The organism is Vibrio sp. R11-SG3-ISO9 (genome assembly GCF_059834255.1).
Window position 1 is genome coordinate 1 of the sequence record NZ_JCBDGU010000042.1, and the last position, 4044, is coordinate 4044.

Annotated in this window: 4 protein-coding genes; 2 read left to right on the top strand and 2 right to left on the bottom strand. The window is 46.7% G+C overall.

Features of this window, described 5'->3' with window-relative positions; all coding sequences use genetic code 11:
• Positions 1-149: 149 nt before the first annotated feature.
• Positions 150-638, bottom strand: a complete 489-nt coding sequence (locus AC6R05_RS13625; protein ID WP_500647681.1) for a methylated-DNA--[protein]-cysteine S-methyltransferase — start codon at positions 636-638, stop codon at positions 150-152.
• A gap of 288 nt (positions 639-926) precedes the next feature.
• A complete protein-coding gene (locus AC6R05_RS13630) occupies positions 927-2252 on the bottom strand; it encodes an MATE family efflux transporter (protein WP_500647682.1) in 1326 nt (441 codons plus the stop codon).
• A 536-nt stretch (positions 2253-2788) separates the two neighbouring features.
• Here AC6R05_RS13630 and AC6R05_RS13635 point away from each other — a divergent pair.
• Both AC6R05_RS13635 and groEL read left to right on the top strand, forming a co-directional pair.
• The gene (locus AC6R05_RS13635; RefSeq protein ID WP_032551221.1) at positions 2789-3079 is read left to right on the top strand and encodes a co-chaperone GroES; all 291 of its coding nucleotides are present in this window, start codon (positions 2789-2791) and stop codon (positions 3077-3079) included.
• A 52-nt stretch (positions 3080-3131) separates the two neighbouring features.
• Positions 3132-4044: chaperonin GroEL (gene groEL / locus AC6R05_RS13640; protein ID WP_500647683.1), on the top strand; the 913-nt coding region annotated here is incomplete at its 3' end.

The window sequence follows — 4044 nt, forward strand, 5'->3', positions numbered from 1 at the left end:
GCCCTTCGTATCACGCATCTCGTTTACTCGCATCTATTTTTCCCCGTCATTCCAGAATTGAGGAACGAAATGTCTGGAATCTCTCTCTTAGTCCAACACAACGAGATTCCCTATCACGCTCGTGCTTCACTGTAGGGAATGACGTGGGGTTATTTGTTGGCTTTATCTAGGATGGAACGTTCAAAGTCTAGCAACCACTCTTTTCGGCTCATGCCGCCTGTGTAACCTGTAAGAGTGCCATTCGCGCCAATTACACGATGGCAGGGAACCACGATACTAAATGGGTTCTTGCCGTTTGCGCCACCGACTGCTCGAACGGCTTTGGGATTGTTCATTCGCTTAGCTTGTTCACCGTAGCTAATAGTTTCGCCATAAGGAATGGTAGTAAGTGCTTGCCAAGCTGCTTTTTGAAAGTCGGTGCCCTTAGTCGCTTTTAAAGGTAGGTCGAATTCGATTCTTGTACCTGCGAAATACTCATCTAACTGCTTCGTTGCGAAGTTACAAAGTTCGTCAGGGTTACTCGTTATGGGCTCATCATGATTTACATGGTCGATCTCAATAATCGACTCGCCATCACTGATAATGATCATCTTGCCAATCGGCGCGTCATAGACCGACTTGAAACTATTCTCTGTCATATTTATGTCCCTAAATTAAATCATTATGCGCGAAAGATTCCCTACCACGCTCGTGCCTCGCTATAGGGAATGACGGGCTTGGAGTTGAGTGCTACTCGGGGTTCATATCTGCGCTTCCGCTCTTAAAGTCCCTTCGCATCCCGCCACTCGAATCTCACATCTGCTCTATTAATCTTTTCGCATCCCGCCACTCGAATCTCGTATCTGCTTTAACAACCCCTTCGCATCTCGATACTCGTATCCTACATCTGCTCTTAACTCTCTTCGAATCCCGCTTATTCGAATCCCTCATCTGCCCTTCAACCTCAACGCATAACAGTACCCAGCGACACCACCTGCGATATTCCCTAATGCCAAGCCAATGAATAGACCTTCAATCCCATCAAGTAGGCTACCTATCCATGCAAAAGGTAGCGTGAATAAGAACAGGCGCATGAAGCTCCATTGAAAGGCTTTGAGTGGTTTGTGCATCGCATTCATGCCACTAATCAGCATCATCACTATGCCTTGGAAACCATAGCTGAAGGGTACGACTAACAAGTAATGCCACAAGATGTCCCGTACTGATTCTTCTTGAGAGAAAAGAGCAGCTAGCGGAATGCTGAGCGGTACCATCATCAAGAATATGAGCCCTTGAAACAGCACCGCAAAGCGCATGCTTAGGAACAGAGCCTCGAAGCTACGTTGAGGGTTATTAGCACCAAAGTTCTGCGCCATGAAAGGCGTAAGGGCAGAGGTGAGGGACATCAACACAATAATCAATATTGATTCAATTCGTTGTGCAGCACCATAGGCAGCCACAGCTTCGGTACCTTGTTTGGCGAGCATCATCATAATAATTGCGCCCGCCAATGGGTTAAGTGCGTTAGATAGGGCTGCTGGCGTACCGATGGTAAGGATCTGCTTCCAATCGTTGAGCATATCTTTTGGTTTAGGCAATGCTAATAGCTTCTCTCGTTTGATAAGCACATAAAGTGAGCCGCACAATGCGCCAAACCAACTAAAACCACTGGCTATTGCAGCGCCTTGAATGCCTAGCTCTGGGAAAGGTCCGTAACCAAATATCAGTAACGGGTCGAGCACACCATTGATTAGGCCTGCCAACATCATAATCTTTGCTGGAGTTTTGGTATCACCACTGGCTCGAATAGCGCTATTGCCTGCCATTGGAACCACGAGCAATGGAATCGCGAGATACCACACCAACATATATTCGGATATCAGCGGTAACAGTTCAGGCTTAGCTCCAAGCGCACCAAACAGCGGCTCTAAAGTAAAGATACCGAGCGTTGAAGCACCAATGACGAGTATTACGGCCAGCAGTAGGCCATGCGCGGTAAAGCGTGCTGCATTCTCGGAGCAGCCTTTGCCAAGTAGGCGTCCAATACTAGTGGAAAGCCCAACCCCGATCCCCATGGTGATGCAGTTAATGGCAAAGGTAATTGGGAAGGTAAAGCTCACGGCTGCGAGTGCTTGTGTACCAAGCAATGAGATAAAGAAGGTATCAACAAGGTTGAACATCAAGATCGCCACCATACCGAAGATGGTCGGTATGGTCATGGTTCGCAATGTCTCTTCTATGGGAGCAGTCAAAAGCCCGTGCTTATCTCGCATGTACAACGCCGTAAAAACTAAAAGCGTAGGATAAACAGATGTGGGCGGGAAGGGAAGAAAAGCTAAAAGCAGATGAGAGTAAACGAGATACGAAAGGCTTGAAGAGCAGGTACAAGTAAACTGGATTTGAACAGCTCTATTGAGTTTCGTCATTCCCTATAGCGAGGTACGAGCGTGGTAGGGAATCTCTTGCGTCGCGTGCTGTATGAGATTCCAGACACTTCGTTCCTCAGTTCTGGAATGACGGATAAGCCCAGATGAGGGGCACGGGGTACGAAACGCCTTTTGCTCTTCGCCACTCGTTTACCCGAATCTCTCATCTGCCCTCCTATCTTTTCGTATCTCGCATCCCGTTTACTCGTATCTGCTCGCATCCCGTTTACTCGTATCTGCTCTCATCCCGCATCTGCCCTTTTAGATCACAAATTTTTCCTCTCACCCCTTGGGATCTTTCACTTCGCCCCAACATACTGATTAATCCCATGCCAATCGTGGCAACTATCAAATTAAATGGAAATTATCAGGAGATAAGACCGATGAATATCCGTCCTCTACACGACCGAGTTATCGTTGAGCGCCAAGAAGTTGAATCTAAATCTGCTGGTGGCATCGTTCTAACTGGTTCTGCCGCTGAAAAATCAACTCGCGGTGTAATTCTAGCTGTGGGTAAAGGCCGCATCCTAGAAAATGGTTCAGTACAACCATTGGACGTTAAAGTTGGCGACACTGTTATCTTTGCTGAAGGCTACGGCACTAAAACAGAAAAGATCGACGGCAAAGAAGTTCTGATCATGTCTGAAAACGACATCATGGCGATCGTTGAGTAATCCGCGCTATACAAACTGAACTGACTGAATAAAGAATTTAAAGGAAATAAAGATGGCTGCTAAAGACGTTAAATTTGGTAACGACGCACGAGTTAAAATGCTAGAAGGTGTAAACGTTCTGGCTGACGCAGTAAAAGTAACGCTAGGTCCTAAAGGCCGTAACGTTGTTTTAGACAAATCATTTGGCGCACCAACTATCACTAAAGATGGTGTTTCTGTTGCACGTGAAATCGAGCTTGAAGACAAGTTCCAAAACATGGGCGCACAAATGGTTAAAGAAGTCGCTTCACAAGCGAACGACGCTGCGGGTGACGGTACAACTACTGCAACTGTTCTTGCTCAAGCTATCGTAAACGAAGGCCTAAAAGCCGTTGCTGCTGGCATGAACCCAATGGATCTTAAGCGCGGCATCGACAAAGCAGTTGTTGCAGCAGTTGAAGAGCTAAAAGCACTTTCAGTTCCATGTGCAGATACTAAAGCTATCGCACAAGTAGGTACTATCTCTGCAAACTCTGATGCGACAGTAGGTAACATCATTGCTGAAGCGATGGAAAAAGTAGGTCGTGATGGCGTTATCACAGTTGAAGAAGGTCAAGCACTGCAAGACGAGCTAGACGTAGTTGAAGGTATGCAGTTCGACCGCGGTTACCTATCTCCTTACTTCATCAACAACCAAGAAGCAGGTTCTGTTGATCTAGAAAGCCCATTCATCCTTCTTATCGACAAGAAAGTTTCAAATATCCGTGAACTTCTTCCAACTCTAGAAGCGGTTGCGAAAGCATCTCGTCCACTCCTAATCATCGCTGAAGATGTAGAAGGCGAAGCGCTTGCAACTCTAGTTGTGAACAACATGCGCGGTATCGTGAAAGTTGCAGCTGTTAAAGCACCTGGTTTCGGTGACCGTCGTAAAGCAATGCTACAAGACATCGCTATCCTAACTGGTGGTACGGTTATCTCTGAAGAGA

Coding starts and splice junctions, on each gene's coding strand:
- AC6R05_RS13630 (WP_500647682.1), bottom strand. CDS start 2,252: ATGCGAGATAAGCACGGGCTTTTGACTGCTCCCATAGAAGAGACATTG.
- AC6R05_RS13625 (WP_500647681.1), bottom strand. CDS start 638: ATGACAGAGAATAGTTTCAAGTCGGTCTATGACGCGCCGATTGGCAAG.
- AC6R05_RS13635 (WP_032551221.1), top strand. CDS start 2,789: ATGAATATCCGTCCTCTACACGACCGAGTTATCGTTGAGCGCCAAGAA.